Origin of the sequence: Erwinia psidii, from assembly GCF_003846135.1 — a bacterium.
Taxonomy (GTDB): domain Bacteria; phylum Pseudomonadota; class Gammaproteobacteria; order Enterobacterales; family Enterobacteriaceae; genus Erwinia; species Erwinia psidii.
In genome coordinates, this window is record NZ_RHHM01000001.1 from 26,373 (window position 1) to 52,874 (window position 26,502).

The 26,502-nt window shown below is 48.9% G+C and carries 23 protein-coding genes; 1 reads left to right on the forward strand and 22 read right to left on the reverse strand.

Translation table 11 applies throughout. The annotated features are described in order from the left end of the window. Window positions 1-27: 27 nt before the first annotated feature. Window positions 28-1,143 carry a succinylglutamate desuccinylase/aspartoacylase family protein gene (locus EB241_RS00145; protein ID WP_124231218.1) on the forward strand — a complete coding sequence of 372 codons (1,116 nt, stop codon included), beginning with the start codon at window positions 28-30 and terminating at the stop codon, window positions 1,141-1,143. Between the two features lie 93 nt (window positions 1,144-1,236). Here EB241_RS00145 and EB241_RS00150 read toward each other — a convergent pair whose 3' ends face one another. The 22 genes from EB241_RS00150 to wcaK all read right to left on the reverse strand — a co-directional run bounded on the left by EB241_RS00150 (window position 1,237) and on the right by wcaK (window position 26,494). Then, window positions 1,237-2,880 carry a hypothetical protein gene (locus EB241_RS00150; protein WP_124231219.1) on the reverse strand — a complete coding sequence of 548 codons (1,644 nt, stop codon included), beginning with the start codon at window positions 2,878-2,880 and terminating at the stop codon, window positions 1,237-1,239. A gap of 99 nt (window positions 2,881-2,979) precedes the next feature. Then, window positions 2,980-4,008: a class II aldolase/adducin family protein gene (locus tag EB241_RS00155; protein WP_124231220.1), complete on the reverse strand. Its 1,029-nt coding sequence runs from the start codon at window positions 4,006-4,008 to the stop codon at window positions 2,980-2,982. Next, a complete protein-coding gene (locus EB241_RS00160; RefSeq protein WP_124231221.1) occupies window positions 4,005-4,754 on the reverse strand; it encodes an HAD family hydrolase in 750 nt (249 codons plus the stop codon). The genes EB241_RS00155 and EB241_RS00160 overlap by 4 nt, the downstream gene beginning before the upstream one ends. Beyond that, window positions 4,751-6,805 carry a uridine kinase gene (locus EB241_RS00165; RefSeq protein ID WP_124231222.1) on the reverse strand — a complete coding sequence of 685 codons (2,055 nt, stop codon included), beginning with the start codon at window positions 6,803-6,805 and terminating at the stop codon, window positions 4,751-4,753. Before EB241_RS00165 ends, EB241_RS00160 begins: the two co-directional genes overlap by 4 nt. Beyond that, window positions 6,802-7,407: a phosphatidylinositol-specific phospholipase C/glycerophosphodiester phosphodiesterase family protein gene (locus EB241_RS00170; RefSeq protein WP_124231223.1), complete on the reverse strand. Its 606-nt coding sequence runs from the start codon at window positions 7,405-7,407 to the stop codon at window positions 6,802-6,804. Before EB241_RS00170 ends, EB241_RS00165 begins: the two co-directional genes overlap by 4 nt. Continuing rightward, the gene (locus tag EB241_RS00175) at window positions 7,404-8,102 is read right to left on the reverse strand and encodes a glycosyltransferase family 2 protein (RefSeq protein WP_124231224.1); all 699 of its coding nucleotides are present in this window, start codon (window positions 8,100-8,102) and stop codon (window positions 7,404-7,406) included. The genes EB241_RS00170 and EB241_RS00175 overlap by 4 nt, the downstream gene beginning before the upstream one ends. Then, complete coding sequence (locus tag EB241_RS00180; RefSeq protein WP_158612358.1) at window positions 8,099-8,503, reverse strand: GtrA family protein; 405 nt, start codon at window positions 8,501-8,503, stop codon at window positions 8,099-8,101. The genes EB241_RS00175 and EB241_RS00180 overlap by 4 nt, the downstream gene beginning before the upstream one ends. Then, window positions 8,500-10,224, reverse strand: a complete 1,725-nt coding sequence (locus EB241_RS00185; RefSeq protein ID WP_233592498.1) for an NTP transferase domain-containing protein — start codon at window positions 10,222-10,224, stop codon at window positions 8,500-8,502. Before EB241_RS00185 ends, EB241_RS00180 begins: the two co-directional genes overlap by 4 nt. Window positions 10,225-10,519: 295 nt before the next feature. Then, a complete protein-coding gene (gene gndA / locus EB241_RS00190; RefSeq protein WP_124231226.1) occupies window positions 10,520-11,926 on the reverse strand; it encodes an NADP-dependent phosphogluconate dehydrogenase in 1,407 nt (468 codons plus the stop codon). Between the two features lie 185 nt (window positions 11,927-12,111). After that, window positions 12,112-12,876: an ABC transporter ATP-binding protein gene (locus EB241_RS00195; protein WP_124231227.1), complete on the reverse strand. Its 765-nt coding sequence runs from the start codon at window positions 12,874-12,876 to the stop codon at window positions 12,112-12,114. A gap of 7 nt (window positions 12,877-12,883) precedes the next feature. Next, window positions 12,884-13,684: an ABC transporter permease gene (locus EB241_RS00200; RefSeq protein WP_124231228.1), complete on the reverse strand. Its 801-nt coding sequence runs from the start codon at window positions 13,682-13,684 to the stop codon at window positions 12,884-12,886. Continuing rightward, window positions 13,685-14,974, reverse strand: a complete 1,290-nt coding sequence (locus tag EB241_RS00205; protein WP_124231229.1) for a rhamnan synthesis F family protein — start codon at window positions 14,972-14,974, stop codon at window positions 13,685-13,687. A gap of 29 nt (window positions 14,975-15,003) precedes the next feature. Further along, window positions 15,004-15,945: a glycosyltransferase family 2 protein gene (locus EB241_RS00210; protein WP_124231230.1), complete on the reverse strand. Its 942-nt coding sequence runs from the start codon at window positions 15,943-15,945 to the stop codon at window positions 15,004-15,006. A gap of 146 nt (window positions 15,946-16,091) precedes the next feature. Further along, a complete protein-coding gene (gene rfbC, locus EB241_RS00215) occupies window positions 16,092-16,640 on the reverse strand; it encodes a dTDP-4-dehydrorhamnose 3,5-epimerase (RefSeq protein ID WP_124231231.1) in 549 nt (182 codons plus the stop codon). A gap of 2 nt (window positions 16,641-16,642) precedes the next feature. Further along, on the reverse strand, window positions 16,643-17,524 hold the full coding sequence (gene rfbA / locus EB241_RS00220) for a glucose-1-phosphate thymidylyltransferase RfbA (protein WP_124231232.1): 882 nt from the start codon (window positions 17,522-17,524) through the stop codon (window positions 16,643-16,645). Between the two features lie 46 nt (window positions 17,525-17,570). After that, complete coding sequence (gene rfbD / locus EB241_RS00225) at window positions 17,571-18,458, reverse strand: dTDP-4-dehydrorhamnose reductase (RefSeq protein WP_124231233.1); 888 nt, start codon at window positions 18,456-18,458, stop codon at window positions 17,571-17,573. Then, complete coding sequence (gene rfbB / locus EB241_RS00230) at window positions 18,458-19,537, reverse strand: dTDP-glucose 4,6-dehydratase (RefSeq protein ID WP_124231234.1); 1,080 nt, start codon at window positions 19,535-19,537, stop codon at window positions 18,458-18,460. Before rfbB ends, rfbD begins: the two co-directional genes overlap by 1 nt. Window positions 19,538-20,512: 975 nt before the next feature. Further along, on the reverse strand, window positions 20,513-21,526 hold the full coding sequence (gene galE / locus EB241_RS00235; protein WP_124231235.1) for a UDP-glucose 4-epimerase GalE: 1,014 nt from the start codon (window positions 21,524-21,526) through the stop codon (window positions 20,513-20,515). A 52-nt stretch (window positions 21,527-21,578) separates the two neighbouring features. After that, window positions 21,579-22,475: a UTP--glucose-1-phosphate uridylyltransferase GalF gene (gene galF / locus EB241_RS00240; RefSeq protein WP_124231236.1), complete on the reverse strand. Its 897-nt coding sequence runs from the start codon at window positions 22,473-22,475 to the stop codon at window positions 21,579-21,581. A 206-nt stretch (window positions 22,476-22,681) separates the two neighbouring features. Further along, window positions 22,682-24,022 carry an oligosaccharide flippase family protein gene (locus tag EB241_RS00245; RefSeq protein ID WP_124231237.1) on the reverse strand — a complete coding sequence of 447 codons (1,341 nt, stop codon included), beginning with the start codon at window positions 24,020-24,022 and terminating at the stop codon, window positions 22,682-22,684. Continuing rightward, complete coding sequence (locus EB241_RS00250) at window positions 24,019-25,242, reverse strand: glycosyltransferase (RefSeq protein WP_124231238.1); 1,224 nt, start codon at window positions 25,240-25,242, stop codon at window positions 24,019-24,021. The genes EB241_RS00245 and EB241_RS00250 overlap by 4 nt, the downstream gene beginning before the upstream one ends. Window positions 25,243-25,246: 4 nt before the next feature. Continuing rightward, window positions 25,247-26,494 (reverse strand): colanic acid biosynthesis pyruvyl transferase WcaK, encoded by a 1,248-nt coding sequence (gene wcaK / locus EB241_RS00255; RefSeq protein ID WP_124231239.1) that lies wholly within the window; start codon window positions 26,492-26,494, stop codon window positions 25,247-25,249. Window positions 26,495-26,502 lie beyond the last annotated feature (8 nt).

Sequence of the window (26,502 nt, forward strand, 5' to 3'; positions counted from 1 at the left end):
CTCTCGCCGCAGGTAAACTATCTGATTATGCAACAACGCCACCATCCCCTGCTCAGTGCCTCACTGGGAACACAGCGTGAAATCATCAGCTATCATTTTGGTCAACCGTCAGTACGGCAGGTCTATATTCAGGCGGCGCTGCATGGTGATGAACTGCCCGGCGTGGCCGTTGCCTGGTATCTGAAGAAAAAATTCCTCGCGCTGGAAAATGCCGATCGGCTGAATGCTCAGATTACGCTGGTGCCGGTGGCTAATCCGTTGGCGCTGGGACAACACTGGCATGGTAGCCATCTTGGCCGGTTTGATACCGCTTCTGGCCAGGATTTTAACCGCCAGTTCCCGGCTCTCGGTCCGGCACTGGCGACTGCGCTCCCTGAGGTGCTGACCGACGAAGTTGAACACAACCGCCAGTGCATCCGTGATGCCATCAACCACTATTTCACCACGCACAAAGCTCTCACCGAGCTGGAATCGCAGCGCCATACGCTGATGCGGATGGCCTGTCAGGCCGATCTGATGATCGATCTGCACTGTGACTGGGAAGCGATCCCCCATCTCTACACCACGCCACAGGCCTGGCGTGATATCGAACCGCTGGCACGCTACCTGGGCAGCGAAGTACAGCTTATCGCTGAGGTATCAGGCGGTGATCCGTTTGATGAAGCCTGCTGTGAACCCTGGCAGTACCTGCTACGCACGCTGGGTGAGCGTTTTCCGCTGCCACAGGGGTTAAAACCGGTAACGCTGGAACTGCGTGGCGTGCGTGATGTCAGCCATTCACAGGCGGAAAGGGATGCAGAAGCGATTATCAGGGGTCTGATGCATGGGGGGTATATCAGTGGCGATGCCAGCGCATTACCCGCGCTGGCCGGTCCGGCAGTGCCGCTGGCAGCCTGCGAGTATCTCTCTGCACCGCACTCCGGTGTGGTTATGCACCGTCGGGAAACGGGGGAATGGATTAAACCGGGTGAGGTGGTCGCTGAGATCCTTGATCCGCTTACCGACCGACTGACGCCGCTGACAGCAAAGCATGGCGGGTTGTTGTATGCCCGCCACTGGGCGCGTTTTGCCACGGCCGGGATGTTGATAACCCGACTGGCAGGCCGTGAAGCGATCCGTGAAGGGAATTTACTGGTGCCGTGAATTGAGCGGCATGGCTGGTTTTTTTCATTTCAGATTACCAGCCAGCGTCAACAGCGGACGCTGGCTGGCAACAGACAGGCTCAGATGAACGGGTTAAAAGCCCATCCACACCACGCCAGAACCCTCGGCAGATAACGCGACTTCAACCGGCGCACTGAACTCCAGGGTGACTGAAGCAATATCTTTCATCGCAATCACATCCCTGCCGGTCAGCAAAATTAAGCCACCTGATGGCTTCAACGTTTTTGAACCGGAAAAATATCGGCTACTGCCATCAACCAGCTTGATGGTCATCCTGACCTCAGCCGTGTTTTTCCCGGATGAGAATGGTCTGACCATTACCGCTGCGGCAACAAGGTTTTTTCCTGACAGCGCGGCGGGTGGCGTTTCCTCAAGCGACAGTGAGCTGGTGAGCACTCTGGTGCCATTGGCCCAGGTCGGGGCCGGTTTGAGGAAATTACAGTTACGCTGATACATCCAGCCAACAGGATCAACAGGAACGCAAAGCGGTGAAGTGGGCGAGTCTATGGCTTCAGCCATCTTCTGCCACTGGGAGTTATTCAGTGCCGGTGAGCCGGGTTCCCTGCTGATCTGACCTGCTGAAATGAGCCAGCCTGTGGCCATAAACCATACCAAAAACAGCACCGGGGCAGCGTGCCTGAGATAACGGTTACGCCCGTTACCGGACAACCGCTCGCTTACTTCAGCCAGCAGACCAGCGACCACCAGCACACAGCCAAAGAATCCAACAATAATATGTCGGTAAACCGGCAGCCCCTGTAGCCTGGACATATCCCGGTTCCACATGTCACTTAAGGCAAATGCATTAAGAAAGACATTAAAGAACAGCAATGCAAGCCCAACTAAAATCAGCGCCCTTGCCTTGCCTCTCCAGAACATTATTGCCATAGCACTGAGGATCAGAAACAGTAAGCCAACCAGCATTAACGGGTGGTTTGGCAAATGCGAGCTGTGCAGGATATAGCCGCCCAGAAAGCCAAAAAAGTACTCAACGGCGGCGATCACTTTAGAAAAAAGCGTAATATCGTTGCTTCTGAAGGGCATGGTTCCGGCGGTCGCACTCAGCGACATCTGGAAAATCTGTCCCAGACAGAAAACAACGGCCACAACGGTTATCCAGCGGAATCGGCTGCGACTGACCAGTGCGACAAGGAGCATCGCAGGGAATGCCGATAATACGGCCGGTTTTGAGATGATGAGCACCGGTATAAACCAGCTCCACCACGGCACCTCTTCTGTATCATCAACCAGTGCCAGCGCCGTCACAATGGCAATGAAGAAGGCGGAAAAGTAGGTGAAATTGATATAGGTTCTGGTTTCAAAGTCAGCAACCATCAGCACGGTGATGGCAACAAGAAAACGCAGACCATCACTTCTGATGACTTTTCGGAATGCGGGAAGGCAGAATGAGCCAATCAGCATTCCGGTAAAAATGATGGCGGTTCCGGTGTAAACATAGGGTACGGAGGCGGCAGGTATATTGAGCTGATTAACCACCAATCCAATAATGCGCTGCGGCACAGGAATATAGCCGGCGTCCGTGGAAAAGAGCTTGTCCAGCAGTGACGGTGCACTTGCATTGATAAAATAATTTGTGGCCATTTCTGCCCACATTTCACCCGACAGAACAAATCCCGGCTGCATGGTAAGTTGATAAACCACATAAAACAGCACAGCAGCCCAGAAAAGAATAACGGCATGGGTTTTATTTCGCACAGGAACACCGGAATCGGCTACGCTGCTCTCAAAAAACCATTCACGTCGGGCTTTTAAATACGGCAATATATTCATCACAACAGCTCTTCAGTATGTGGATTAAGATTTCACCGAAAGACTCATCCGGTATTGTTCCGCATCCCAGTTCAGTAACTCTGCAATTTGCTCGCCGGAAAGGGTTCTCAGTTTTTCGTCTGGTTTTTGGCGCACCAGCACATCAAAATAGCAACGCAGCTGAAGCTGTTTTGCCAGACTGAAAGCGGGATGAACAAAGACACCCTGGTCACGAATAAAAACCAGCTCAGGAAGCGGTTCTGACGCGGCAAAATCGTTGAGCGCTGCCCAGGATGCAAAGACGAACGGTTTGGGGCCAAGAAAGACGACGTGATCGGGATAAAGCGCCCAGTCTGCACTCAAGCGGTTGACCAGGGCCGGATCGCGGGCCAGTCGGTGCACATCGGCATCCGCCAGCGGGATATAGTCGCCGTGGGCCGTTTCCGGTAGCGCGGCCACATCAGGCGTAACGGCTGCCGCCATCGGCGTTGTCTTCATGGTCTCAATCAGGATGGTGAGCAGATGATCAACCTGTTCAATCTGCTCCGCGCCGATCACCACGCCGTGGTTTTTCAGGAAAATAATGCTGGCGGAAGGCGCGTTCGCCACCCCGTCATGAATAGCGCGGGCAAGCTCCGCGCCGGGCTTGAAGTAGTCAACCACCACCACCGGCTTAACTTCTTCCGGCAACGCGATAGCGCTGATGTCACAGCGTTCACGCACCAGATTCGCCAGCAGTTCAATAACATGCAGGTGGACCACAATCCTGTGCGGCATAAGGGCATGCATCAGGGTTTCAATGGAAGGTCTTAAGGTCGAATCACCCAGCACCTTTGGCGAAACGGCGAAATTACCGGCGGCAATTTCACTTCTGACGTGAGCGAGATCGACCGGAATAAAGACAGCCTCCTCCTCAGCGCGGGCAAGCCATGTACCGGAGGCTTTCACCCAGAGTACCTCCCCTTCTTTCCAGGAGACGTTGCCGCCTGCTCCCTGAACCAAAAGAGGATCTTTACCCAGACGGGCACAACAGGCTGTTACCTGGCTGGCGGTCATGTTACAGGGCTGATTCATCGCTGAACTCCCAGTTTGGCAATCAGTTTTTGTAATGCGCTGAAGTCGTTAAATGTTGCATCCGGCGTATTCATCCCGGTGCCTTCCTCGACGCCGACATGCACTTTTTGCAGCGTCACCGCATTAATCTTCTCACGCGCTCCAAGGATGTCATTGACCGGGTTATCGCCAATCATCCAGATGCAGTTACCTTTCGGCCGCATTTTCTCCAGTGCAATCTGGAAAGGGGCTTCATGGGGCTTATCAAAACCGGCTTCTTCACTGGTAACAATGTAGTCAAAGTAGTGATCGAGTCCGAAGTAAACCACCTTCCTGAACTGGATCTGTGCCGTCAGATCGGTAACGATCGCCGTCGGTACCCCCAGCAGACGAAGGTCATCCAGCAGGTCCTTGACGCCATCAAACAGCACCGCATTGCTTAAAAAGGTTCGCCAGTATGTTTGTTCGAAATCCAGCGCCAGCAGCACCTGCGATCCCAGCCCCATGATTTCCAGCATACGCTGAAGATAAAGCAACCGGCTGTGGGAAGAGGCCGTGTGTTTCAGGCGATTTTTAACCTGATCTCTGGCCTGTTTAAATGCCCGGTCAAACTCATCAGGTGAGATGGAAAACATATTGACCACTTTGTCCCGTACCGCCGCCTGGGCCGCTGCGTGCACCGGATCGTAAGGATAGAGCGTATTGTCGGTATCAAATAAAATCGCATCGGGTAGACGGGTGAAACACTCTGGATTATTTATTTTCATTTTACAAATCGCTTAGTCATCGCCTGGCTGATATGAGAAAGAGTGATTAATTGCATCAGTCCAACCATGCCATCTTGCCAGGCAGGAGTAATATCTAAAAACTCGATTACGCTCGGACAAAGTATTTTTGCTGCCAGTTCTATATCTGCCGCTGAAGTTTCACCCTCGATGCTGATTAGAATTTCAGCGCCATCATCACTGACCACGATATCGACATGTAAACCACAGACTCCCACCAGCACCCTGCTCAATGAAAGTTCATTAAAACCATGTCGCGTAGTGACAACCAGCTTCAGGCGCAATGGCTGCTTGCCGTCCAGATTCTCCAGCATCCGGGGATGGATCGGCTGTAACGAAAGCGCAAGATCGGCAAAGCCCAGCTGGGGCCGGATGAAACGCTCGGAATCTGACTCGCGCTTGTTAAACGACGTCAGTACTTTTTCCAGCGTGTGTCCGCGCTCGTGCACATCGCGTTTAATTTTCAGGTAACGCCGTAGCCCCTCATCGATATTGAGGTAAATTTTCAGGTTGTAGCAGTCCCTGAGGATCGGTAAATAGAGCGCGTGCAAACCGCTGGCGATGATAATGTCATTACTGGCGATACGGAAGGGCCGGCTCATTTTGCCCGTCTGATGATCGTAATGACGGGAATGAATAGACTTACCATCGGTCAACGAGATTAAATCGCTGCAAAAGCCTTCCAGATCGTTAGCCATGGGATTGAGATGTGTCATCACCTGCCACATCGGTTTTTGTCGGTCCCACAGGTGATAATCGTCCCCGGACAGTTTAACCACCGAGTGATTGCCAAAAAGCCCGCTTACCGCATCAGAAAGGGTATCTTTACCGGCACCGGAATCTCCGGCAATGCCAACCACAAAAGGCCTGCGGCTGAGCCTGAAAAAATCGTTGCGGCTGATCTCTTCACGCCAGATGCGGATAGCCAGCACCACGCCAATGATCATCATTGATGTATGCAGCAGTGATACAGCGTGATCGCCAGCAGCGCCGTCGACGTTAAACCGCTGGGCAAGATCTAAAATCTGCCCGTTAGATAACTGGACATTGCTCACCAACAGGGTGCTGAAGACGTAGATCAGCGAGAATACCGTGATGAAGATACCGGCGAGACGCCCACTTCGCGCCTGGTAAAGCAGCAGGAAAGGCATGCTCCACACAAACCAGCCTGGCGAGGCTGGCGTCATCAGCACGATCAGCAAGAATGCCATTCCGGTGATAGTCTGAAACAGATCGAAGTTCAGACGCCTGACGCGCCATGCGCTGTACATCAGCACAAAATAGATCAGTGGAACGATATAGATGGAAAAATTCTCACCCAGATTCATTGCCACATTGTAGATCTTGCCCATCTCAGGATTGCCGAACAGCATTTCCAGACCGGCGGAGGAGAAGAGAAAAGGCAGCCCCAGGATCACCGCAGCGGCGGCTAAGCCTGACAAAAATTGCGTAATAATCTGCCTTAATGCTTTGTTGTTATACAGATAAATAATAATAAAAGGCAGTGCAACAATCATGCTCAGTTTTGCTGAAATTGCCGCTGCACATAGCACACCGGCCGTTTTTAACTGCACGCGACGGACAGCAAATATTGACAGTACCAGCAACAATGCAGGAATGAGATCGTTCAGACCCAAAACATAGCTGGCAAGAATCACCACCGGAGAGAGCCAGTAAATCACCAGCAGCAACCGTTTCCGGCCAGGCAACAGGCCGTTAAGCACCACCAGCATGCAAAAGTCAGCCACCAGCAACGTCAGCTCGTAGCCATAATGCAGAGGGGCACCGGCAAGCTTTGCCAGAAGCGTAAGCGGCAGGAATACCAGCCACATCGCGTAGCCATACGGGAAAGCTAATGGTACACCACCCGCATGGATCCAGGACGTCCAGGGATCCAGCGTCAGTGAGGACAGACTGTTATCCAGAAAGGGAGCAAACCATTCCGTGACGGCCAAAGGCGCGATGAAAAAGATCAGCGCGACACGGATAGCAAGCCCGATAAAGAAATAGGGATGCCGGTACAATTTATTCATTGAGTGAGTTCCGTTCCTTCCCAAAGATCGGGGCGTTTTGTGCAAACAGCGTCGTAATGGATATTTCTCGCTTTCATCAGCGCTGCCATCGCAGGTATCTCAACCCCGGCGTCACGACCCTGCAATTCAGGTGACACAATGCAAAGTTTAAACCCGGCATCTTTCAGACGTCGGGCATCCTCTTCGCTTAATGGAAATTGCGTGAAGCAATCCACCCAAACCCAGTTCACTTTGCCCGCCAGAGTTAGCGCTGTTTCGACTGATTCAAACTCCGAAACCCGCACAGCACAGCGTGACTCACCAAGATTTGACCACTTCACCAGAAACGGGAACGACTGATCGAGAAAGAAATAATCGTCAATCCCCTTCTCTGCCATCAGCGCAATCAGGCGGGCTTCAAGGCCTTCTTCTTTCACGTTGAGGATCAGTGTCCCATGTTGGTAGGCATCAATCCATTCGTCAAACAGTGCGCCGCTGGCAAAGGGATCGTGACCGATGATCATCTGCTGCCCGTGACTACGAATATCAACTTCAACGCCATATTTTCGATCGGTAGAAATCAGTTCACTAATGGTATTACGACGATGAGCAATCAGGTTCATTTTGCCATGTTCTTTTTTAATTGAAGGCTGAAATCGACAGTCCTTCGGATGAATTTTCGCTTCGCCGCCCAGTTAACATTCCAGTGGGAAACACCATGCGCCCGTTCGCCAAATTTGACCGGGAAACGATATACCTTCATGCCTTGCTGCTGCGCCTGATAATAGGCGAACAAATCAAGTGAAAAGTCATCCGGTGCTGCGCGCCAGGAATCAAAGAAAGCGCGGGAAAACAGCGTGGGCTGTGCGTTGATGTCCCACATAGGTTTTGCTAACAACAGGGTTTCGAACAGACTCATTCCAACGGTAAACACCACGTCCATCAATGGCCGACCGTAGCGCTTTCCTTTAACAAAAATAGCATCGCCATGCTTTTCAAACAGGTCAAAACCACGCAACGCATCCTGTGGATCGGTTTGCAGATCGGCATGAGTCCAGCCCAACACGGCGCCAGTGGCGGCCTTAAGGCCGCTGACAATGCCAAAACCATATCCCTGGTTGACCTCCACACGGATACTGCGGCATCCCGGATACTGTGGTAACAGTGCCTGCAAAACCTGCGGACTGTCGTCGGTGGAGCCGTTATCAACCAAAATCACTTCAACATCAGGCCGGGCGACGACGTGTTTACAACGCTCAAGCAACAGCGGCAGGTTTGCCGCTTCGTTATAACAGGGAATGACAAGTGAAAATCTCATTTCATCTCCACAGGATTATGTATTCTGAAAACAAAAAGCTTCATCCCCAGGAAATTAAGGCAGGCGGTTAATCCGGTAGCAACCAGAAAAGCCAGCTGAACGGGTGCAAAGGTATTTGCAAACAGTTTCAACGCCAGTGAATTGCACAACACATTGGTTCCAAGCGTCACGGCATAGAGGAGAATAAAACGCCATGCGCTGCCTGACTGGTGTGGTTTGTGACCGAATGTCCAGAAGCGATTGGCGAAATAGGCAAACAGGGTTCCCGTCAGGAACCCCGCTGCTTTCGCTACATTCACCGTGAAAATATCCAGCCCCACCAGCAGTCGATAACTTGAAAAGTCGACCAGCACGGTCAGACTGCCAACGATCAGGAATATCGCTAACTCTTTTTTTATCATGCCTTCGCCTTCAGGCATTCAGGCAGCGTCTTTTGGTATTTCAACGTCAGCGTGCTGAGCTGGTCAGCAGGAACGCGCCCGTCGAGTTCCAACCGATAGGGATGACCATCCCATTTCGCAAAGCAGGACTGCCAGTATTCAAATGTGCGCAGATCGTTTGGTGTACCCCAGCACAGGTAACTGTCAACTTCGAAAAGTGCACAGCGCAAACCAAGCGCAATCGCGTCATCGATCAGTGAATCAATGTAGAATTCACCATTAATACGACCATCACGGGCAATCAGGCGCTCAAGCGCACGCCGGAAATCGTCCGCCTTACGGAAGGTGAAGGTTCCCAGCACCACAGGATCGGAGGCCGGATTTTCCAGCGGTGTTTTCACTGAAATTGAACGGATGACGCCATTTTCAGCATCGATCCAGCCGAACATTTGTGGATGCCGTGCCGCGTTAGGATAGCCCCGCACACCCCAGACAATCACATCTGTCGCAGGGTCGTTCACCAACTGACTGAACGCATCGGCATCATAAAGCGCACCGTGATCGCAGGTACCAATGGTAATCGGTCCTGAAACAGGCTTGCCCTCTTGCGCTAACGCATCAAAACCAATCAGCGCACTGCAGGCCTGGCCCTCGGTCACTTTGTCTATGGTCCTGATAATCGCGTTGGGATAGAGTGCTTTTAGCTCTGCTGCCACGTCCTGATAACCAGCCATATCCGCGCGCAGCACGAACACATGTTGTTCTGCGGCGGGCAGGTCATGCGCGGCCTGAGCCACCATCGAACGCCCTGAAACAGGGATCAATGGCTTGGTCAGAGTGTAACCCTCTTTACTGAAACGTTGTCCCAGTCCGGCCATAGGAATGACAATTGCGCCCTGCGGTGCGGGGGGCACACCAGCCGGTTCGATGGCTTTATGGAAGACATTTGACCAGACATTGTATTCAGCAACGTCCTCTGGCGTACCCCATTGCATGAAATGCTGAATCGGGTATACCGCCACAGACTGTCCGCTGGCTAAAAGCGGCCGGTAGGCGAGGCTGACATAATACTCTCCACCGATATTTAAATTCTGTTCCATCATCATGGAAAATGCATCGGACATTACCTTCGCGGAGGCAAAATAATAGGTGCCGCTTGATGCATATTCTTCCATGCGATTATCTGTGTAAGGCTGTTTTTCCTGAATGTCGTCCATCCAGCCTGCCGTTTCGCGGATGTAGGCGTAGTTGGTTTTGCCAAGCGTGTGCGGGTGAAAACCTTTATAAGCTGGCACCGCTCCTGCACAGGCGGTCTCTTTAACAAAACGTTTGAAATGATGCCAGTCCCAGTAGCAGGTAAAATCGCAATAATTAACCACCACAGGTTCTGACGGGTCAAGCATCGCTTCCACCTGACGCACCGCATGAACAGGGCCAAGTTTATGAGGCTTAATGCCTACCACGCGTCCTTCAGGGCAATACTGTTTCAGAATCGCTTCCATACGATAATCAGGGTTATCAAGGTGATCCTGATTGCAGATGAATATAAAGCTGGATTCGCCGGGAAACATGTCGATGACATGAGCCACAATGGGCTTACCCTCAATTTCGATTAGTGGCTTAGGGACGTTATACCCTACGCGACGAAAACGCTCGCCAAAACCGGACATTGGAATAACAATCTGCACGCTACCGTCCTCTGAATATTTAAGATAGTGACTGGTTTCAATCTGAATCAGCAAAAAAACAACCTTTGCGGTCATTTTAATCTGCAAGGCGTGTGACGTCCACAAAGCGCCCCAAATAAGTAAGGATTTTCTTAACAATGGGCAGCAAATGAAATGATGAATATAAGCGTGTTTATCAGAATGAGTAAAAATCGAACAGGTTACAATAACAGCGGAGAGATGAAAGGCAGGGGAATAACTCATTTAACGGTGAACAAAGCGGTCGGCGCATTAACACCAACAGCAGTCGAATGTGTTGGGTATCAACAAAAAAGCTTCCCGAAGGAAGCTTTTTTAACAGCAGAAAAGGTTATTCCAGCCATTCGGTATGGAATACACCTTCTTTATCGGTACGTTTATAAGTATGCGCACCGAAATAATCACGCTGAGCCTGGATCAGGTTTGCTGGCAGAACCGCTGAACGGTAACTGTCATAATAAGCGATAGCGGCAGAGAAAGTTGGCGTTGGAATACCATTCTGTACCCCCCAGGACACAACGTCGCGCAGCGCCTGCTGATATTCGTCAGCGATATTCCTGAAATACGGTGCCAACAACAGATTGGCGATATCTGCATTATCTGCATAGGCGTCGGTAATTTTTTGCAGGAACTGGGCACGAATAATACAGCCGGCACGGAAGATTTTAGCGATCTCACCGTAATTCAGATCCCAGTTATTCTCGGCAGAAGCCGCCTTTAGCTGTGAGAATCCCTGCGCGTAGGAGACGATCTTACCCAGGTAAAGCGCACGACGCACTTTCTCAATGAACTCGCCTTTATCACCTGACAACGCCTTCACCTGTGGGCCGCTCAGTACCTGAGAAGCGGCCACACGCTGGGTTTTCAGCGAGGAAAGATAACGGGCAAACACCGACTCAGTGATCAATGACAGCGGTTCCCCGAGATCGAGTGAACTCTGACTGGTCCACTTACCGGTGCCTTTGTTTGCGGCTTCATCCAGAATGACATCCACCAGATATTGGCCGTCTTCATCTTTTTTGACAAAAATATCTTTTGTGATGTCAATGAGATAGCTGCTCAGCTCACCTTTATTCCACGCGGTGAAAGTCTTCGCCAGTTCTTCGTTATTCAGGTTCAACGCGTTCTTCAGCAGGGAATAGGCTTCAGCGATTAACTGCATATCACCGTATTCGATACCATTATGAACCATCTTCACATAGTGACCAGCGCCGTCCGGGCCAATATAGGTGACACAGGCTTCACCTTCCGCGCGCGCCGCAATCTTATCAAGGATTGGGGCAACCAGCTCATAGGCTTCTTTCTGCCCACCAGGCATGATGGAAGGCCCTTTTAATGCCCCTTCTTCACCACCGGAAACGCCGGTGCCAATGAAGTTAAAGCCCTGGTCGGACAATTCACGATTACGACGAATGGTGTCTTTATAGAACGTATTACCGCCGTCGATCAGAATATCTCCCTTATCAAGATGGGGAGTCAGGGATGCAATGGTTTTGTCAGTCGCTTCACCAGCCTGAACCATCAGCAGGATACGACGCGGTTTCTCAAGAGAATCAACAAACTCTTCGATGTTGTAGTAAGGTGCCAGCTTTTTGCCCGCATTCCCGGCGATGACTTCATCCGTTTTTTCACGAGAGCGGTTAAAGATGGAGACGGTGTAACCCCGACTTTCAATGTTAAGAGCCAGGTTACGTCCCATTACTGCCATACCTACAACGCCGATCTGTTGCTTTGACATTACATACTCCTGTCTGAAGGGCACTCACGGCGTATGTCAGGTACGCCGCGTAATAAAGAGGAAAACATGTTAACCCAGGATAACCGATCAAAGGTAGTGATTGGTGCGATTGGTAATCTTTCTTGCAAAATAACAAGTTAGGGAACATTACCCCCTCTAATTACCAGGGTTATCTGTGCCGTTTTTTACACTAAATCAGCTTTACTTAAATTGGTTTTGAAATACAAGGGCAAAATATCTTCCGGCTTACCGTCCATTTTGACCGTACCATGTTCAAGCCAGAGGATCCTTGTACACACCTTGGCCATCAACTCATAGCTGTGGCTGGCAAGGATCAGAATTTTGGTGGCATTAATGATATTGCTCAGACGGGTTTCTGCTTTTTCTTTAAAACTTTCATCACCCACGGATAACCATTCATCCATGAGCAAAATTTCGGGTGTGAAAATAGTTGAAACACTAAATCCCAGTCTCATCTGCATACCTGAAGAGTAGGTTCTGACAGGCATATCGATGAAGTCACCTAAATCGGTGAAGTCGATAATTTCATCGATTTTTCCATCAATCTCTTTTTTGCGCAGCCCAAGTAGCGCGCCACGGATATAGATATTTTCTCGTCCGGTAAATTCAGGGTTGATTCCCAATGAAATAGAAATCAGCGATCCAATGTCACCCTCAATATTCACTTCGCCTGTTGTAGGGTGGTAAACCCGGCTGAACATACGTAACAGCGTGGTTTTTCCGGCGCCGTTATGGCCAATCAGCCCTACACGTTCGCCGTCATGAATTTCAAAATTGAGATTATTCAGAGCAGAGACAACCACTTTACCGTTGTTTTCTCCAACCTTTCCACCGGTGGCAAAATTGATAAAATTCTTTTTAATAGACCGTGATGCCGCGTCAAATATGGGAAAGTCGATCCCGACGTTTTTAAATTTAATAATAGCCATAACAATCCTAAACCCAGTAGGGAACGCGATATTTAAACTTACTGGTCATCAACGTTGAGAATGCAATACCCACTACAGCCATTATTGCAGTAACCCACCAGCTCGTCGCCGAAGGCATCTCTCCCAACAATGGCGCACGCACCACCTCCATTAAATGATAAAATGGATTGAAATTAAGCAGCATGGTGCCAATTCTGTGGGAGAGAAGCTTCGGCATCCAGATTACCGGAGTCAGATAAAAAATAACCTGCATAACACTCAGAATAATTTGGGTCATATCGCGAAAACGGGCGCAAATCAGAGACATCACCATCAACAGCCAGGAGACATTCAGCGTCAGCAGGATAAATCCGGGTACAACCAACAGGATATGCCAGTCTACCCCCTTCGATACGGCAAACAACACCAACGGGAATATAACGATGTTGTGCATAAAAATAATGGAATTTTTCCACACCACCCGCAGAACATGAACATGCAATGGTACTGGCAGCTGTTTGATAATACCTTCAGCAGAGATAAGAGCATCGCAGCCCTCTGTGATACAGCCAGACAGAAAACCCCAGATAATCAGACCCAGGGTAAGATAAGGCAGAAAATCGTGTAACGGCGTTTTAAAAAGATTGGCAAAAACCAGCCCCATAGTGGTGATCATCACCGCCATACTGATGGTTATCCAGAATGGCCCTAAACGTGAACGTTTATAACGTTGACGAATATCCTGGCTCCCCATTACCCTGACAACATGAAAGGACCTGATCGTGCTGAAAAGATCGTCAATACCTGGTGAATTTCGAAAGAAAGACATTTAAAGAATACCCCATTCAAACGCTTTTCGTTTTATACCAAACAGGAATTTACCACCTGAAAGTCGACTCATCATCAGTGCCATAAACTCATCCTGTTGTGACGCATCCATCTGGTCCTTAAGTTTTAACAAGTCATTAAAATTGCATACGCCGCGATAAATCAGATCAAGTTTAATTATCGGTAATCCGAGATAGTGCAAAGCAATACAATTATTATGGATTTGGGAGCCACGGGTAAAGTCGTCCAGGTAGATCCCCATCAGGCGCTGCTTCAACACAGTACCATGGGGAAGCATGTCAAAATCAACGCCAGACATAAATGTAGCAAAGCTCACAAAATCCATTTTCTCTTCGACGATATCATCCTTATCTTTTCTTCTTCTGATGATTTCGATGTCATAACTCAGATTCTTTGCATCATCCAGATCCTTGAGATATTTCTTATAATATGATTTTAAGACAAAATCAGACTCAAAATACTCACTGAGGAAACGCATTTGGGTCCAGTATTGACGATCGCCTTCACGGCGGAAATTAAAGTAGTTTTTGAACAGATTTTCATCCTGACTGAGTGCCCGCTCAAAGAAGTTAACATCATACAGCGCTTTAAAATTCTCTTCCGTACTGACTAGCGATCTCAGTACCTGGCTGAGTTTAAATTCACCACGTTTAATAACAAAGGGTCTGACGTTGGATGATTTGTAGGATTTCCAGAAATTCTCAAATTTTTCTTTGCGAACAATATCACCAGCAACTGAAATACAAAACGAACCGAGGTGGTGAGAAATCTCACGGTTTTCAGTGGCACCCAGGACCTCAACCTGAGTATTATAAAGCTGAGAAATAAAGTTCCTCAGCCCTATTTTGGAAAAGAAGATACTGTCATTGATAATCAACAGCCTTTCGCAGCTATCAGCAATCTTATTATCATAGAGGTATTTCATACCAACCTGATAACTACCAAAGTCACGACCGAAATTATCGCGCTCAATGTAAGCATCGATCAGTTCAGGCACGTAGTTTTCAGGGGTTAATTTAAGTGTATTGACAGCAACAATATAAACCCCTTGAGATTTAGCCTCTGTAAGTAGCGCCAGCGTATCATTTCTCAGTTCATTCTTTTCATACAAGGCAAGTAACATAACCTTACCCTGAGAGAAATCAGTCTTGTGGACGAGGTTTTGGAATTTTTTTGTTTTTCTTTCGTCCCGAAAAGACAACATAGTATAGTAACTATAAAAAGCAATCTTCACAGCAAGATTATAAAAATATCTTACAATACCTTTCATTTTTTCACCGTAGTAATGATTTGCATGGTTTAAAACAATTTTCCAAACGCATTCATGATATAGAAAAAATAAGTTTCAATTACAGACTGGCGATAGCTCCGGCAGGCATGAAAGCATCGTATTCTGGTAAAGGCGCTTTTTTCTCTACAACTGTAGAAGTGGTCAAGAACGTTCTGATTCTCACGAGGCAGCTCACTGTAGTAAAAGTCCAAACTCAGCTGATTAATTTTGTTCCATTCAGCAAACTGTCCCTGATATAAGCGCCGTAAACGTTCAACTTTTGAAAATAAACCCAGATTACTACCTACAATATTGTTCGAGTGTTGCCGATATAATATCTGAGGCTCAGGGTCGTAAATATTAATACCACCGAAAGCTGAACAGATAAGATAGAGGTACCAGTCGTGAGAAACGACAGGAATACCCTCAGGCAATTTTTCGATTTTCGACTTCAGAGCATGGCTGAATAACATCGTGTTACCGCCAGAAAAACTCTGTAGCAACGCATTTTCCAATTTAAATTCACGGTTAAACGTTGCTGAATGGCCAATGATCTCCTCACGTTCATTAATCAGCGTTGTGCGCCCACCATACAGGATAAACTCGCTGGCATGACTTTTTTCAACCTGTTTTACAGCCCGTATTGCCACCTCAAGTTTGCTATCAAGCCAGATATCATCCTGATCGCTGAACGCATAGTAGCGGGACTGAATGTGGGGGTTTTTCAGCATTGAGAGAAAATTTTCAGCAAAACCTTTTGCAGGGCCTTTGAGTAAAACCAGTTTATTCGCAGGCAATTTGTTCTGATATTCTCTGATAATGTCCAAAGTAGCATCAGTGGAACCATCGTCAGATATATAAAGCGTCCAGTTTGTGTGGGTCTGTCTTATAATAGAGTCAAGCTGTTCTTTGAGATATTTTTCACCATTATAACTACAAAACAGGATACTAACATCATCATCTTTTAACATTTCAGTGCCGCACTATACTGTCATTTGGGTCATGAAAAAGTTTTCAGAAAACGACTCTCAGGACCACAGTCTGATCCATCATAATAAAAGTCATTATTAATTGATGATCCAGATAATACTATTACAGGATCATCAATTATTACATCTTATTTAAAATAAACGGCGTCAGAAAACGCTTTACCTGTACGATCTTTTGCTGAGAGCAGAGGCTCACTTCCAGGCACCAGAGGCCAGTCAATACCAATGGCAGGATCGTTCCAGAGTAACGTATGTTCATGACCAGGATTGTAGTAATCGGTACATTTATAAACAAATTCTGCTGATTCTGAGGTCACGTAAAATCCATGTGCAAAACCTTCAGGAACCCATAACTGCCGTTTATTATCAGCAGATAACAGTACGCCAACCCACTGACCAAAGGTTGTTGATGATTTACGCATATCCACAGCGACATCAAAAACCTCACCGGCAACCACCCTGACCAGTTTTCCCTGGGTATTTTCAGTTTGATAGTGTAAGCCGCGCAGAATACCCTGTGCTGATTTTGAATGGTTATCCTGGACAAAAGATCGCCGGGCAACCAGCTCTTCGAATTTCTGTTGCTGCCAGGTTTCCATAAAGAAGCCACGCTCATCACCAAACACCGCAGGTTCGATAATCTTCACGTCAGGAATGGCCGTTTCAGTTACTTTCATTATCAAAGCCTCCCTTCCGCCAGCGCCAGCAGGTATTTACCATACTCGTTTTTACAAAGCGGTTTAGCGAGGTTACGCAGTTGATGCTCATCGATAAACTGCAGGCGGAAAGCAATCTCTTCAGGGCAACACACTTTCAGTCCCTGGCGGGTTTCGATGGTCTGGATAAAATTGTTGGCTTCCATCATGCTCTGGTGGGTTCCGGTATCCAGCCAGGCGTGACCACGGCCCATGATTGAAACCGAGAGTAACCCTTTTTCCATATAAATACGGTTTACATCAGTGATTTCCAGCTCACCACGGGGTGAAGGTTTCAGTGATTTGGCGATTTCCACCACGCTGTTGTCGTAGAAATAAAGACCGGTGACGGCGTAATTACTCTTCGGATGCGTCGGTTTTTCAACCAGCGAAATGGCTTTCCCCTGCTCATCGAATTCAACCACGCCATAGCGTTCCGGGTCCTGAACATGGTAAGCAAAAACCGTTGCGCCCTGCTTTTTCTTACAGGCTTCTTCAAGCTGACTGTTAAGATCGTTGCCGTAAAAAATATTGTCACCAAGGATCAGTGCACAAGGGTCTTCACCAATAAACTCTTCACCGAGAATAAAGGCCTGAGCCAGGCCGTCCGGGCTTTGCTGCACTTTATATTGAATGGACAATCCCCATTGCGAACCATCCCCCAACAGACTTTCAAAACGCGGCGTATCCTGCGGAGTACTGATGATTAAAATATCGCGGATACCCGCCATCATCAGCGTGCTCAATGGGTAGTAGATCATTGGCTTGTCATAAATAGGCAGCAGCTGTTTACTGACTGCCATTGTCACCGGGTACAGTCTTGTTCCCGAACCGCCCGCGAGAATGATACCTTTATTCTTTGTCATAATGCTTTGCACCAGTTGAACAGCATTCGTCTATGCTGATAGTAATTTAGCTAATGATTTCAGTGAGCATACGCTCAACACCAACTCGCCAGTCCGGCAGGGTAAGCCCGAAACGCTGCTGAAACTTGGTAATATCCAGACGGGAGTTAGCAGGCCGCTTGGCGGCAGTAGGAAATGCTGTGGTGGCAACAGCATTAATTTTACTGACCTTCAGGGTGAGTCCTTTCTCCCGCCCGGCACTGATGACAAAAGACGCATACTCATGCCAGGTCGTGGTTCCACTCGCAATCAGATGATAAATACCCGAAAACTGCGGCTGGCCTTTAGCCTGACGGATAGCATGGGCAGTGCAATCAGCAATCAGGTCTGCGCCGGTTGGCGCACCAAACTGATCGCTGATGACCGAAAGTTCATCTCTGTCAGCCGCCAGCTTCAACATCGTCCTGGCAAAATTATTGCCTTTAGCGGCGTACACCCAACTGGTACGAAAGATAAGATAGTTGCTGCATGACGCGATAATCGCCTCTTCCCCATCGCGTTTGGTTTTGCCATAAACGCTCAGCGGGGCGGTGGCATCATCTTCAGACCACGGTGTTTCACCCTCGCCATTGAATACATAATCTGTCGAATAATGGATCAGCAGAGCGCCCACTTTTTCAGCAGCCTGAGCCATAGCAGCAACCGCGGTGGTATTCAGAACCGCCGCCATTTCCGGTTCCGATTCCGCTTTGTCCACTGCGGTATGAGCGGCAGCATTAACGATAACATCCGGTTTGATTGCATCGATTGTCGCGGCAATCCCAACAGGGTTAGTTAAGTCACCACAGTAATCAACCGAATGGCGATCGAGGGCAATCAGAGTGCCAAGGGGTGCCAGCGACCGCTGTAACTCCCAGCCGACCTGGCCGTTTTTTCCCAGCAAAAGGATCTTCATCAGTGGCGCTTCTCGTAATTTTGTTCAATCCAGCTTTGATAAGCACCGCTTTTCACGTTCTCAATCCATTCGCTGTTGTCCAGATACCACTTAACCGTCTTACGCAAACCACTCTCAAAGGTTTCCAGGGGTTTCCAACCCAGCTCCTGCTGAATTTTACCTGCATCAATGGCATAACGACGATCGTGTCCCGGACGGTCATTAACGTAGGTAATTAAATCAGCATAACGTCCATCAGTGGGCTGCAATTCATCCAGTACGGCACAAACGGTTTTTACCACATCAATATTTTTCTTCTCATTGTGGCCACCGATGTTATAAGTAGTGCCAATTTTAGCTTCAGTGACAACCTTGTAAAGTGCCCGTGCATGATCCTCAACATACAGCCAATCGCGGATCTGATCGCCTTTGCCGTAGACAGGAAGAGGCTTTTTCTCAAGCGCGTTAATGATAATGAGCGGGATTAATTTTTCAGGGAAATGGTAGGGGCCATAATTGTTGGAGCAGTTGGTAATGATAACCGGGAGCTTATAGGTACGGCCCCATGCTCTGACCAGATGGTCACTGGCTGCTTTCGTGGAAGAATAAGGACTGCTGGGGGCGTAAGGCGTTGTTTCGGTAAAAAGCGGAAGTTCACCTGTCATTTCATCAGGGTGAGGCAAGTCACCGTAAACTTCATCCGTTGAGATGTGATGAAAGCGGAACGCCTGCTTTTTATCATCACTCAGTGCATTCCAGTACTGACGCGTCGCTTCCAACAGGCTATAGGTTCCCACCACGTTGGTCTGAACAAAGTCAGCCGGGCCGGTGATTGAGCGGTCGACGTGGCTCTCAGCCGCCAGGTGCATGATGGCATCTGGCTGAAATTCGTTCATCACTTTGCTAAGGCCACTGGTGTCACAAATATCCAGCTGTACAAACTGATAACGTTCACTGTCACTGACGTCTTTAATGGATTCAAGATTGCCCGCGTAGGTCAATTTATCCACATTAATAACGGAATCCTGCGTGTTCTGGATGATATGCCTTACAACTGCTGAACCAATGAATCCAGCGCCACCAGTGATCAAAATCTTCATAGCAAGTCTCTAAAACAGAAGTGATTTGGAACAATAACCTTAGATTATTGGCTATTACCGGTATGTCGGTAGAATAAATTTCAGGCATGCTACCGCCCCTGAGTAAGCGTCTCAGAGCGCATTCTGAAATTGAAGGTATCCTTACTTACACTTTATCCCGTGGTTATATGCAGCAGCCGTAACAACCTGACGCCAAAACAATACCTGTTAATTAAGCAGATTTAAGTCACAAAATGCCACGATGTCATACTGTCTGATTCTAGCATTCAGCAATTATTAAAACTAATTAAAATAAGCATTATCGGTGCAGTGAGCGTAAGGATAATCCTGGAGGAAGGTTAGCACAAACGCGCCCGGCAGGCAGGGCGCCGCCCCAGGATATTCTTAAATTCGCAGGCCGACAAGGATAATTCTTAACAGTACCATTGAAGATTTTCCTGGCAGCAGGAACAGCAGTTCGCTAACTGGATGAGCCGGTTCAGTGAAAAAATCAGCGTCGACTGGCTTCATACTGACAGCAACATTCGCACAGCAGGACAGCTGCTCAACCCAGTTTACCGGGCCAGGAGCATGCCGAAATGGCTCGCTGCACACCAGTCCCGCTCAGCACAATCACCTGAGCAGAAATCCCATGTCAGCAAAATTAATGCGACCAATGTTGTTGGATTTATCCATAAAAGACGGCATCAGCGATGACCTCAGCGGGCAACAGACCCGCCTGCGTCGTATTGCCCTGAGCGTCATACGCCTTTGCACCCCTGTGTCACGTCCACTGAACGGTAACGGCGAGTCGCCAGTTAAGACCGCGCAGCATGGCATCAGTAGAAGTACACTCTTGCAGGTGACCGTGCTTATGGTGAGACAATGGGTGTGCAGGCAACCGTCGTTACAAAAGACACCCCCTGCATTCAGCAGGGGGTTCATCTTTGCTTTGTGCCCGATATTCGCAGGATAAATCAGGAAGTGCGTAATAAATTACTTATATCCGTTTGGATTATGGCTCTGCCAGTTCCAGGTATCACGCATCATCTCATCGATGCCCCGCGACACACGCCAGTTCAGTTCTTTATCAGCCAGCGAGGCATCAGCCCAGAACGCGGCCAGATCGCCATCACGGCGTGGCGAAATTTGATACGCAACTGGGCGGCCGGAGGCTTTTTCAAACGCCTTCACCATTTCCAGTACAGAATAGCCTTCCCCTGCCCCAAGGTTATAAGCTTTATAACCACTGATAGCAGGCAGGTGATCCAACGCTTTCAGGTGCCCTTCAGCCAAATCCATCACGTGAATATAGTCGCGGACTCCGGTGCCATCCTTTGTTGGATAGTCATCACCAAAAATACCCAGTTTCTCCAGCCGACCAATCGCAACCTGTGCGATGTAAGGCAAGAGGTTATTGGGAATACCGTTAGGATCTTCACCTATCTGACCGGACTCATGTGCTCCAACCGGGTTGAAATAGCGCAATGCAATCACTTTAAAATCGGGGTTGGCCTTCGCATAATCACGGAGGATAAACTCAACCATCAGTTTTGAAGTACCGTAAGGACTGGTTGTTCCACCAATCTGCGTGGTTTCAACATAGGGAACAGGCGCGTCAGCACCATAGACGGTCGCAGAGGAACTGAAGATAAACTGATTTACGCCCGCCGCACGCATCTCTTCCAACAATACTAATGTCCCTGTGACATTGTTTTGATAATACTCCAGCGGCATACGGGTGGATTCACCAACCGCTTTCAGACCGGCAAAATGGATCACCGCCGTTATGTTGTGCTGTGCGAAGAGATCCCGCAGGCAGGCACGGTCGAGAATATCACCTTCAATAAAGGTCGTTTTTTTGCCCGTCAGCTGCTCCACTCTGTTGACAGACTCGGCGGAGGCATTGCTGAGATTATCCAGTACCACCACATCATCACCGCGTTCAAGCAGCGTCAGCACGGTGTGCGAACCAATGTAGCCTGCACCACCCGTTACTAAAATAGCCATGCTTTCTCCTCGCAGCCGCAGATCAACGTACGGCCATCATGATGATTGATAATTATTTCGCCAGTATCTTTTGAATTTCTTCACGGAACGCAAGGCCCTGGGCGTTGTTTCTCAGTCCCCAGGAGACAAACGCTTTCATGTAGCCCAGCTTGCGTCCACAGTCAAAGCTGCCACCGGTGAGCAGATGCGCGTCAACCGGCTGCTTTTTGGCAAGGTTGGCGATGGCATCGGTCAGCTGATAGCGGCCCCACGCGCCTGGCTCAAGATTTTCGAGTTCAGTCCAGATGTCAGGGGAAAGAATGTAGCGACCCACCGCGGCAAGATCCGAACCCAACGTTGACGCATTTTCAGGTTTTTCAACAAAATCAACAATCTGGCTGGTCTGTCCGGGATTGTCCAGCAGTTCCTGAGTCTTAATCACCGAATATTCAGACAAATCGGCTTCAGACATATGATGCGCCAGTACCTGGCTGCGGCCTGTTTCTTCAAACCGGGCCACCATCGCCGCCAGATTATAACGCAGCGGATCGGCTGTGGAGTCGTCCAACAGCACATCCGGCAGGATCACCACGAAAGCGTCGTCATGCAGCATGGGACGGGCACAAAGGATGGAATTTGCCAGGCCAAGCGGCTGAGGCTGGCGCACGTTCATGATGGTAACACCAGGTGGACAAATAGACTGGACTTCACTCAGCAGCTGACGTTTAACGCGCGCTTCAAGCAGCGCTTCCAGTTCATAAGAGGTGTCAAAATGGTTTTCAACCGCATTCTTGGATGCATGAGTGACCAGAACAATTTCCTTGATACCCGCTGCCACGCACTCATCGATGATGTACTGGATCATCGGCTTATCAACGACAGGCAGCATCTCTTTAGGAATGGCTTTTGTAGCAGGGAGCATGTGCATACCCAGACCCGCGACGGGGATAACTGCTTTAAGCTTGGTCATATTTTTTCCATATAAATGAAGTAAAAAATGTTCAGTGATTATGCAATAAAGAGATGATTAACAAGTATAATCTTAATCTGAAAATTTAGTAGCCGTTGGTCCGCAAATTACTTCACCCTCTTCAGCGCCGGTTAAACCGGGCTCATTGGCAGCGACAAAAAAAAAGTGACCTGTTTAAAAGGTCACTTTTAAATATCACCGGTGGCTTACCAAACGCCACTGAACCATTCAGGTCTTACAAACAGATTGTAATAACTGACTAATCCGATTATTCCAACAAACACCACTGAAACTGAAATCCACTGGCGTGCATAAGGGATAAAACGAATACCGATCACCGGTTTGATAAAAAACGGATGCGCAAAGGTGGAAATCAGTACCTGAGAGAGAGAAAGCGTCAGCGCTACGTACCAGACATTTGGATAAAACCAGGTCGTTGCCAGCACCACCACCACAATAATACTCGCCACCACATTCCACCAGAACTCAACGTTGGTCTGTCCGTTCGCCTGGGATATTGCACCCGTCAGCCCTCCCATCGGTCTTAGCATGCCAAACAACAGCATCAGCGGGATCAGCTGAGCAACGGCCTCATGCGCGCTGCCGTAAAGCACCCGGACAATCACCGGCGAAAGGATACCAATTGCCAGATACATCAGGCTACTGAACAGCATAATCATGAATGTCCCTTTCAGAAAAAGCTGTTGAAGCTGTTTGGGTTCATGCTGTTTTTCGGCAAAACGGGGAAGTGCCAGGCGGTTAATTACCGGCGTAACAAGTTTCAGTGGCTGCAACACCAGCTCTTTCGCCAGTGAGTATACTCCCAGCATATCCGCCCCCATTACTTTACCGACAATAAGCGAATCGGCCTGAGTACGTAACTGGTTAATGGTCTGTGAGCCTAACTGATATACTCCATATCGTATTGAGCTGAAGAACGTCGCTTTATCAAATTCAAACGTCGGACGCCATGATTTTTCACCAAGAAAAATCATCGATAAAATACGCAGTGCCGCGCTGACAAATAAACCAAGAATGACCGCAGAAACGGTGAGGGATGATAAATAAAGCAAACCGACGGTAAATAAAAAAGCCAGCAGCTTGGTAGCCATTTCTATTTTAGCCAGCACCACCACTCTTTTCGCTTTAATAAAATGCGCCTGATACTGAGACAACGAACCCAGCACTAAAAAGTTAAGGCTGGTCAGCATAATTAATCCGGTTAATTGCGCAATATGATAAAAATGTGCAATCGGCCAGGCCAGCGCAATAAGTAATAAGCCGGTCAGTAAACTGAGCAAAACATTCACCCAGTAAATCGTGCTCTGTTCCCTGCGGGTGATGTTCTGGCGATGAACAATATAACTGCTCATCCCCATATCCTGTAGCACCATGGCGACAGCGAGGATCGCATTGATGATAGCCAGTATTCCCAGCTCATGCGCTTCGAGCCTGCGCGCCAGCACGCTTAACTGCGCGACCTGCAATACCGCGGAAAAACAGGTGCCACCAAACAGCCATATGGCCTGAGATTTAAAACTACTCACGCAAATTGCTCCAGAAGCGTTGCCAGCTGACGCCAGGCAATATGCTGGTTAAATTCCGTTTCCACTTTTTGGCGTGCGGCTGCCACCACCGGCGCGATATCTACCTCGCTGTTGGCCAGTTTTAATAACAGCGCGCCCAGTGCCTGCGCATCGCCCTCCGGGGCCAACCACCCTGACACATTGTGTTCGACAAGCTCAGGGATACCGCTGTGATCGCTCGACACCACCGGCAGTCCGACGGCCATTGCCTCCATCAGCGCAACCGGAATACCTTCCATATCCCCATCTGCCGCCGTGAGCGAAGGCAGCAGGAAGATGTCTGCCTGGTCAAGATAACGTTTAATCTCTTCCTGTGGTTTGAAACCAACCATGTTAACGCAGTCGTCAAGATCGGCGGCCCGAATACTGTCCCGCAGCGCCCCTTCCAGTTCGCCGCTGCCAATAATGGTGTACTCAAAACGGGCACCCTGCGCTTTGAGAAAACGGCAGGCTTCGACAGCAACGCCCAGGCCTTTTTTCTCGGTCAGACGCGCCACGGAGATAATCCGCAGCGGTGAATGCAGACCTTCTCTGGGCTGAAAATTGAATTTCTCTGGCTCAATTCCCATGCGTGAAACCTGGATTTTGCCCGGTGGGCACCCCATCTCGATCAGCTTGTTTTCCCACAGGTGGCTGATTGGCAACAGCAGTTCAGTCTGACTGAACAGATTGCGGTAGTCCATCCTGTGCTCATCAAGAATATGACGGCGGGAAATATCGGCACCGTGAAACACCGTTGCCTGTTTGCCACAGAGCACATTCAGCTCACGTAACTTATTTGCCAACGCACCGGCATAACCGAAGTGAACCAGAAACACATCCGCGGTAAAACGCTGTTTAGCGCGGGCAACAATCGCCGGCAGCAACAGTTTGCTTGACTGCTGCCCGTAACGCCCGATATTGAGCGAACGCAAGGTACTGCCGCTGAACAGCTTCGGCAACACTATTTTCAGGCGCTGTTTAAGCTTGCCCGCATTTGAGGAAGTATCCTCAGGCAACAGATAGTGCGTTTTCTCTGCCAGATGATAGCGATCAAATGCGGCATGGCGGTTAGCAAAATCTCCCGGAAAGACAGAGATAATCTCCACGTCATAGCCCTGGTCGATGAAATACGTCACCTGATTGAGGACGAAAGTTTCAGACGATACCGGGAAACGCATGGTGAAAAAGGTTATTTTCATCTGTTCAACCTGTCGTCAGGACATCAGCGGTAATTTGGTTGCCACGCTGCTGCTCTTCAGCAACAGCATTATTAACCTGCTGTTTGACCGCATCATAATTGTCGAGAATACCATTAACTTTGTTGATGATCGTGCCATCCATCAGGCTTTTCACATCGCTGGCCATATCAGGCAGACCCAGCTGATTCATCACCCCCAGCGACTTGTGTTCATAATTTATTGCCACGGCGGGTGTGCCAAAGGTCATCGAAATAATGGCGGAATGCAGACGTGTACCAATGGTCAGATGAGACTCTGCCAGCAGAACGCCCAATTCAAGATCGTTAAACTCATCCATCACCACATGATACTTATCTTTCTGTTTAACATGATCACGCAGTGTGATGGCGATCATGCGATCGTCGTTACCGTAGCTGTCAATGCCGGTGCAGGTAGACAGCGCCACCACCTGATAACCTCTGTCGATCATTGCATTGATCACTCTGGCAAAGGCCAGTTCATATTCGTGCTGAGTGACCCCAAGACGTTTATCAAAAGGTGCCAGCTTACGCACGGTAATGGCGATAGTTTTATTGCTGGCAATCAGCTGCTGCCAGTGCAGCAGATTGTGGCTGGGTTCTTCAACCTGGCGGGCGCGCACCAGAAAAGCGGTGTCAGAGCCGGCAACCACTTTTTCAGTGGTAATGCCGCCCTGCTTCATCATGTCAAGACTGACGCTTTCACGTAATATCAGGCTGTCCACGCGGGAAAAGACAAAGTTGGCAATCTCATTAAAACTTTTTTTCTGAAAAGGCCCGACGCTGTGACCAACCATATAAATTGGTTTTTTTGCCAGCAGGGCACACATTGAATGCTCAAACTGTAGCGGTCCATACAGATCCACAAAAAATGAACCGCCGACCTGAATCACCGCATCATAGGCTTGCAGCCTGTCGCTAAAATCCCGGAGGTACTTCGGCACGGGCAACATTTTGTGCCAGCCGCGACCGCTGATGTGCGCCATGATAATTTTTGGCATCAGCCGACGTTTGACTTTATCAACCAGCTTGTTTTTTCCTTTCCTGAGCGCAAGGAAAAGCTCATCCGGCATGATATTTTGCCCAAGCAGATACCCGGAGCTGACCGGATAACGACTGATTATGTCAATCTCCAGATCGTTTCTGGCATGACTCAGTGAATCAATAAGGCCGCGCAAAATAGCACCATCACCACGGTTACCACAGGTATGGTTGCCGACTAATAAAATCTTCATAAAACACT

Coding starts and splice junctions, on each gene's coding strand:
- EB241_RS00170 (WP_124231223.1), bottom strand. CDS start 7,407: ATGAACCTGATTGCTCATCGTCGTAATACCATTAGTGAACTGATTTCT.
- rfbC (WP_124231231.1), bottom strand. CDS start 16,640: ATGAAAGTAACTGAAACGGCCATTCCTGACGTGAAGATTATCGAACCT.
- rfbD (WP_124231233.1), bottom strand. CDS start 18,458: ATGAAGATCCTTTTGCTGGGAAAAAACGGCCAGGTCGGCTGGGAGTTA.
- EB241_RS00195 (WP_124231227.1), bottom strand. CDS start 12,876: ATGGCTATTATTAAATTTAAAAACGTCGGGATCGACTTTCCCATATTT.
- EB241_RS00200 (WP_124231228.1), bottom strand. CDS start 13,684: ATGTCTTTCTTTCGAAATTCACCAGGTATTGACGATCTTTTCAGCACG.
- rfbB (WP_124231234.1), bottom strand. CDS start 19,537: ATGAAGATTTTGATCACTGGTGGCGCTGGATTCATTGGTTCAGCAGTT.
- wcaK (WP_124231239.1), bottom strand. CDS start 26,494: ATGAAGATTTTATTAGTCGGCAACCATACCTGTGGTAACCGTGGTGAT.
- EB241_RS00210 (WP_124231230.1), bottom strand. CDS start 15,945: ATGTTAAAAGATGATGATGTTAGTATCCTGTTTTGTAGTTATAATGGT.
- EB241_RS00145 (WP_124231218.1), top strand. CDS start 28: ATGCAACAACGCCACCATCCCCTGCTCAGTGCCTCACTGGGAACACAG.
- EB241_RS00205 (WP_124231229.1), bottom strand. CDS start 14,974: ATGAAAGGTATTGTAAGATATTTTTATAATCTTGCTGTGAAGATTGCT.
- EB241_RS00180 (WP_158612358.1), bottom strand. CDS start 8,503: ATGATAAAAAAAGAGTTAGCGATATTCCTGATCGTTGGCAGTCTGACC.
- galF (WP_124231236.1), bottom strand. CDS start 22,475: ATGACCAAGCTTAAAGCAGTTATCCCCGTCGCGGGTCTGGGTATGCAC.
- galE (WP_124231235.1), bottom strand. CDS start 21,526: ATGGCTATTTTAGTAACGGGTGGTGCAGGCTACATTGGTTCGCACACC.
- EB241_RS00160 (WP_124231221.1), bottom strand. CDS start 4,754: ATGAAAATAAATAATCCAGAGTGTTTCACCCGTCTACCCGATGCGATT.
- rfbA (WP_124231232.1), bottom strand. CDS start 17,524: ATGACAAAGAATAAAGGTATCATTCTCGCGGGCGGTTCGGGAACAAGA.
- EB241_RS00165 (WP_124231222.1), bottom strand. CDS start 6,805: ATGAATAAATTGTACCGGCATCCCTATTTCTTTATCGGGCTTGCTATC.
- EB241_RS00175 (WP_124231224.1), bottom strand. CDS start 8,102: ATGAGATTTTCACTTGTCATTCCCTGTTATAACGAAGCGGCAAACCTG.
- EB241_RS00155 (WP_124231220.1), bottom strand. CDS start 4,008: ATGAATCAGCCCTGTAACATGACCGCCAGCCAGGTAACAGCCTGTTGT.
- gndA (WP_124231226.1), bottom strand. CDS start 11,926: ATGTCAAAGCAACAGATCGGCGTTGTAGGTATGGCAGTAATGGGACGT.
- EB241_RS00250 (WP_124231238.1), bottom strand. CDS start 25,242: ATGAAAATAACCTTTTTCACCATGCGTTTCCCGGTATCGTCTGAAACT.